At 61.6% G+C, this 6,018-nt stretch carries 7 protein-coding genes; 4 read left to right on the top strand and 3 right to left on the bottom strand.

Annotation, left to right across the window (positions count from 1 at the left end):
• Positions 1 to 10 precede the first annotated feature (10 nt).
• Genes OS035_RS26725 through OS035_RS26740 form a run of 4 tightly spaced genes read left to right on the top strand, consistent with a single transcriptional unit; the run spans position 11 to position 3,806 of the window.
• Positions 11 to 988 carry a tagatose kinase gene (locus tag OS035_RS26725; protein ID WP_097624828.1) on the top strand — a complete coding sequence of 326 codons (978 nt, stop codon included), beginning with the start codon at positions 11 to 13 and terminating at the stop codon, positions 986 to 988.
• Positions 988 to 2,283: a class II D-tagatose-bisphosphate aldolase, non-catalytic subunit gene (locus tag OS035_RS26730; RefSeq protein ID WP_097624829.1), complete on the top strand. Its 1,296-nt coding sequence runs from the start codon at positions 988 to 990 to the stop codon at positions 2,281 to 2,283. Before OS035_RS26725 ends, OS035_RS26730 begins: the two co-directional genes overlap by 1 nt.
• 12 nt (positions 2,284 to 2,295) lie before the next feature.
• Positions 2,296 to 3,021 (top strand): SDR family oxidoreductase, encoded by a 726-nt coding sequence (locus tag OS035_RS26735; RefSeq protein WP_097624830.1) that lies wholly within the window; start codon positions 2,296 to 2,298, stop codon positions 3,019 to 3,021.
• An 11-nt stretch (positions 3,022 to 3,032) separates the two neighbouring features.
• Positions 3,033 to 3,806 (top strand): SDR family NAD(P)-dependent oxidoreductase, encoded by a 774-nt coding sequence (locus OS035_RS26740; RefSeq protein WP_097624831.1) that lies wholly within the window; start codon positions 3,033 to 3,035, stop codon positions 3,804 to 3,806.
• A 122-nt stretch (positions 3,807 to 3,928) separates the two neighbouring features.
• Here the strand turns inward: OS035_RS26740 and OS035_RS26745 are convergent, their stop codons facing one another.
• The 3 genes from OS035_RS26745 to OS035_RS26755 all read right to left on the bottom strand — a co-directional run.
• Positions 3,929 to 4,864, bottom strand: a complete 936-nt coding sequence (locus OS035_RS26745) for an AraC family transcriptional regulator (RefSeq protein WP_097624832.1) — start codon at positions 4,862 to 4,864, stop codon at positions 3,929 to 3,931.
• Positions 4,865 to 4,907: 43 nt separating this feature from the next.
• Positions 4,908 to 5,681, bottom strand: coding sequence for an L-iditol 2-dehydrogenase (locus OS035_RS26750; RefSeq protein ID WP_097624833.1), 774 nt, complete (start codon positions 5,679 to 5,681; stop codon positions 4,908 to 4,910).
• On the bottom strand, positions 5,681 to 6,018 hold a 338-nt coding region (locus tag OS035_RS26755; protein WP_331814250.1), incomplete at its 5' end, for a TOBE domain-containing protein. The genes OS035_RS26750 and OS035_RS26755, both read right to left, overlap by 1 nt.

Genomic DNA, 6,018 nt, shown 5'->3' on the forward strand with positions numbered 1-6,018 from the left:
AGGACTGCATATGGCTTCAATACTGGCTCCGGACGCACTTGGTCCCACGGTTTGCGTAGGGGAGATCCTCGTGGAGATCGTCGCAACGACGGTTGGAAACGGCTTCCTCGAAGCCCAGCCGCTCGTCGGTCCGTTCGCGAGCGGTGCGCCGGCGATCTTCATTTCGCAATGCGGCCGTCTCGGCGGTCAGGCGGCAATGGTCGGCGCCGTCGGCGATGACGATTTCGGCCGGGTCAATACCGATCGCCTCAAGCGCGACGGCGTCGATATCTCGGCGATTTCGATCGATCCGGATTACCCGACGGGAAGCGCTTTCGTTCGCTACCGCAAGGATGGCTCCAGAGATTTCGTCTACAACATCGCCACCTCCGCAGCCGCGCGCTTCGGCTGGTCCCGAGGGGTCGCCGATCTCATCGATCGGACCGGGCACCTTCACGTGATGGGCTCCGCGCTGTCGGTTCCGAGTGCCCGTGCGGTGATCGACAAGGCGGTCGACATTGTCAAGGCGCGCGGCGGAACGCTGTCGGTCGATCCGAACCTTCGCAAGGAGTTGAAGCTGGACGAGGAGACCGAACGCCGGTTTGCCAAGCTTGTTGCTGCCGCCGATCTGCTTCTGCCGTCCGGAGAGGAGCTTGAGCGCGCCGCCGGTGTCGAAGGCGAGGCGGAAGCGATCCAGCGTTTGTTCGAGATAGGCGTCAAGGAGATCGTGCTGAAGCGCGGCGCCGGCGGCGCGACCTACTTCGCCAGCAGCGGAGACCGCATCCACGCTCCCGCCTTCGTCGTTCAGGAGGTCGACCCTACGGGGGCCGGCGACTGCTTCGGCGGTGCCTATCTCACCTGCCGGCGGCTCGGAATGTCTCCAAAGCAGGCTCTGACCTATGCCTCGGCCGCCGGCGCCCGCAACGTCACGGTGCTGGGGCCGATGGAAGGTGCGGGCACCCGCCCGGAACTCGATGCATTTGTCGCGTCAACGGAAAGGCGGCCGTGATGGAGGTGCATCTCAACGAACTGGCGAGGCTCAGGATCGAAGGCCACCCGAAAGGCGTGACCTCCGTATGCTCCGCCCATCCGATCGTGCTGCGCGCCGCCCTCCGGCACGGGCGGCAACAGAAAAGCACCGTGCTGATCGAAGCGACCTGCAACCAGGTCAATCACCTCGGCGGCTATACCGGCATGACGCCGAGCGATTTCGCCTCCCTCGTCATGAAGATCGCGGCGGAGGAGGGGTGCCCGGAAAAACTCATCGTTCTCGGCGGCGACCACCTCGGCCCCAATCCGTGGTGCGACCGGCCTGCGGAGGAGGCCATGGCCGAGGCGGAGACGATGGTTGCCGCCTATGTCGACGCCGGGTTCCGCAAGATTCACCTCGACGCTTCGATGGGCTGCAAGGGCGAACCGATGGCGCTCGACGACGTAACCACCGCCCGTCGCGCCGCCCGGCTTGCCGCGGTCGCCGAGGCTTCGGCCAGGAAGACCGGTGGCGCGATGCCGGTTTACGTCATCGGCACCGAAGTGCCGCCGCCGGGCGGGGCCGACCATCCCCTGACGACGATCGAGCCGACGGCTGCCGCGGCGGCGTTGAAGACGATCGAAGTCCACCGCCGGATCTTTGCGGCGGCCGACCTCGGGCAGGCGTTTGGGCGGGCAATCGGCCTGGTCGTTCAGCCGGGTGTCGAATTCGGCAATCACAACGTCATCGTCTACGACAGCAGCAAGATGGAGGCGCTGCAATCGGTGCTGACCGAGGAGCCGCAATTCGTGTTCGAGGCGCACTCGACCGATTATCAGGGCGCCGAGCCGTTGAGCGCGCTGGTGAAGGACGGTTTTCCGATTCTGAAAGTCGGTCCCGAACTGACCTTCGTCCTGCGCGAGGCGCTCTACGGGTTGGACGCGATCGCTTCCGATCTCCTGCCCGGTTATGGCCAGCGTCCGCTCTATGCGGCGATGGAAGTGTTGATGCTCGACCAGCCCGGAAATTGGCGGCGCCACTATCACGGAACGGAGGCCGAGATGCGTTGGCTGCGGCATTACTCGCTGTCTGACCGCATCCGCTATTATTGGGCGTCGGCTGAAGCACAAGAGGCCGTCTGGGGCCTGTGCGAGGCTCTTCGAGGGCAGTCGGTACCGCTGCCATTGTTTTGGCAGCATATGCCGGCCGCCCAGCATTTCGCCGAAGCGCCGCTCGATCCGGATGAGGTTCTGATCTGGAGAGTAACGAAGAGCCTGGCGGACTATCATGCCGCCTGCGGCGTCGGAAAAAATGAGCAATCGGGATCAAGATAGGAGGAGACATCGATGCAGGAATTGAATGGGAAGATCGCGGCGGTCACGGGTGCGGCCTCCGGCATAGGATTGGCTTCCACGGAAGCAATGCTTTCCGCAGGCGCGACGGTCGTGCTGGTGGACCGGGATGAGAAGGCCCTTGGGGCGGTTTGCAGCCGGCTTGGCGAGCGGGCTATTCCGCTCGTGATCAACCTGCTCAATCCGAACGAATGCGCGGGACTGCTTGAGGGCGTCCTGGCGAAGACGGGCAAGATCGACATCCTGCATGCCAATGCCGGCACCTATATCGGCGGCGACCTTGTGGAAACCGACCTCGATACGATCGATCGGATGCTCAATCTCAATGTGAATGTCGTCATCAAGAACGTTCGCAATGTCATTCCGCACATGATCGAACGCGGCACCGGCGACATTGTCGTCACGAGCTCCGTCGCTGGACATTCGGCTATCCCGTGGGAGCCGGTGTATTCCTCGTCGAAATGGGCGATGACCTGCTTCGTCCAGACGATGCGGCGCCAGCTTCTGAAAAACGGCATTCGCGTGGGGTCGGTTTCTCCGGGGCCGGTCATCAGCGCTCTGCTTGCGGATTGGCCGGAGGAAAATCTTCGCAAGGCCAAGGAGGCCGGCGCTTTGATCGAGCCCAAGGAAGTCGCCGACGCGATCATCTTCATGCTGACCCGTCCGCGCAACGTCACCATCCGTGATATCGTGGTGCTTCCAAGCGCCTTTGACATCTGAAGGAGCCTGATATGAGCTACCAGAAGAAATTTCGCCTCGACGGCGAACGGGCGGTGGTCACCGGCGGAGGGCGCGCCATCGGGCTATGCTGCACCGAGGCGCTGGCGGAGGCGGGTGCGGCTGTCGTCGTCATCGAGCGCAGCGACGCCGACGCCCGGCAAGCGCTTGCGCTGCGCGACAACGGCTACGACATCGAAGTCCGGCTGGGCGACGTCACCGACGCGGCCCGCATGGACGAGATCGCCAATGAGCTTGCCGACGGAGGCCGGCCGGCGACGATCCTCGTCAACAATGCCGGGATTGGCCAGAGCGGCATCCCGGCGGAGGATCTCACCGACGCGGACTGGCTGCGCATGATGGACGTCAATCTGAACGGCGTCTTCTGGTGCTCGCGTGCTTTCGGCCGTCACATGGTCACGATGAGGCGGGGCGCCATCGTGAACCTCGGCTCGATGTCGGGTCACATCTGCAACCGGCCGCAGCCTCAGACGGCCTATAACGTCTCCAAGGCGGCAGTCCATCACCTCACGCGGTCGCTGGCCGCCGAGTGGGCGCAGCATGGTATCAGGGTAAACGCCGTCGCGCCCACCTACATCGAGACACCGATGGTGGTGGCCGTCGAAGCCAATCGCGAGCGTATTCCGCTCTGGCTCGCCGACACGCCGATGGGCAGGATGGGAACGCCGGAAGAGGTTGCCAGCGCGGTCCTCTTTCTGGCGTCGGGTGCAGCCAGCCTGATGACCGGAGCAATCGTCAACGTCGATGCAGGCTTCACCTGCTGGTAGTCCTTGCGTGAGGCGTGCGCCTCGTCCGCACCGGAAAGAGGCGGTGATCGGCCGCCTCGGAGACGCAAGTCCGCCAATGGGCAACTTGCCGCAGCAAGCAGCAATCTGAAAGTGGATAGTCGTCAGCTGTCGGGCGAAACGCGTTTTCCCCGTGCGGCCTTCCGGTAGACGGATGGAGTCTTGCCGACATGGCGAAGAAACGCGCGATTGAAGTTCGACAAGTTGGTGTAGCCGACTTCATAGCAGATATCCGTCACGGTCTCATCGGACTCCGACAGCAATTTGCAGGCCCTGCCTATGCGCAAACTCACCACGTAATCCGTAAAGCTGCGTCCGGTGTTCTTGATAAAAAATCGGCTGAAGGTGTTTGTCGACATGTTGACTACGGATGCGACGTCGGGGAGCTGAATTTTCTCAGTAAAGTGGCCGTGGATATGGAGAATTGCCCGCTGCATGGTGTTCAGCGTCGCCGCGTCGACATTCGGCGAGAAGTCGGGCGATGACAAAAGTTCGTATTCGCGGGAATCTGCCAGCAGTTCCAGAACGCGAAGGAAACGGATCAGCCTTTCCAACCCACCAACTGCTCCAATGCGTTCGAGCAGAAGAGTCGCACGTCGAGCTGTAGTCCCCGAAAATCGCAATCCACGCTGTGCGGCCGTCAGAAGCGTGTCCAGGCGCTTCATCTCCGGCAGATACCTGCTTGCTTCTCGAATTTTGTCCGGATGAAATTGAACGACAAGATCCCGTTCCGGGATCCTGTCGCCTTTGCCAATATGCGAGACCCAATCATGTGGCAGATTGCTGCCGACGATTGTTAGATCGCCGGGACCGAAATTGCCGATATAATCACCAACATACGCCGTGCCGGACGATTTGCGGATAAGGTGTATCTCGAATTCCGGATGAAAATTCCAGAGCGAATTTGCCCAGGGATAGTCGTCGATCCGCCAGAGGAAGGTATCGTCTTCAGCGGTCAGAACGTGCTCAAATTTCGGCGCCAGCCGCGATGTTCCGTTGCGGGCAACCGACGGCTTGGTCAAGCTGGTCGAGGCGCTCATTCCACTTGTTCCATCAACGGATAAGCCGGGTTGAGGATAGCGGTTAGCTCATCCAGTTACCACCATCGACGTTGTAGGTCTGTGCGACGATGTAATCGGCTTCTTTCGAGGCGAGGAAGATTGCCATTCCGGCCAGGTCTTCCGCCGTCCCCATGCGGCCGAAGGGAACAGCTTCACCGACCAGCCGCTTTTTCTCGCCAAGCGGGCGGTTTTCGTATTCTGCGAATTTCGCATCCACGCCGTCCCAATGTTCGCCATCGACGACGCCGGGTGCAATGGCGTTGACGTTGATGCCGTGCTTGATCAAGTCGAGCCCGGCTGACTGCGTCAAGGAAATGACAGCAGCTTTCGTTGCGCAATAGACGGCGACCAGAGCCTCTCCGCGTCGTCCCGCCTGGCTCGCCATGTTGATGATCTTGCCGCCCGTGCCGCGCGCGATCATCGATTTCGCCGCTGCCTGCAGCGTGAAGAGCGTGCCCGAAACGTTGATGGCAAAAAGTGTATCGAAGCTCTCGCGGGTAATGCCGGCGATCGGCGCAAGATCGAAAAGCGCGGCATTGTTGACGAGAATGTCTATGCCGCCTGTCTTGGCATCGACAGCGGCAATCGCCTGGTCGATGGAAGTCTGATCGGTAACGTCGATCTTCAGTGCATAGGCGGATGCGCCAAGTTCGCTGGCCGTGTGTTCGGCGCGCTCGAAATTGATGTCGGCGATTGCGACGGTAGCGCCCTCGCGGATGTAAGCCTCTGCGAACGTTCGGCCGATGCCACGCGCCGAACCGGTAATCAACGCTGATTTTCCTTCAAGCCGTTTCATTACTTTGCCACTCCCTTTTCGTTGAATCTATGGATCCTCGCCGGATCGGGGGTTAGATAAACCGTCTCCCCGGCGCGGATGCCCGTCTCACCCAAGACCCGCACCGTCAGCAGGCCCGCCACCTCGGTGCGAACATGGATGAAGGTATCGGAGCCGAGATGTTCGGTGACGCTCGCCTCACCCTTCCACAGGCCTTCGGCCGTGGAAATGGTCAGATGTTCGGGCCGGACGCCGATGGTATGTGCATTCAGCGCGGCGGCGTTCTGGCCTGTTATGAAGTTCATCTTCGGCGAACCGATGAAGCCGGCGACGAAGAGGTTGCGGGGGCGGCTGTAGA

This window comes from Rhizobium sp. 268 (genome assembly GCF_036571585.1).
In the GTDB taxonomy this organism is placed as follows: domain Bacteria; phylum Pseudomonadota; class Alphaproteobacteria; order Rhizobiales; family Rhizobiaceae; genus Rhizobium; species Rhizobium redzepovicii.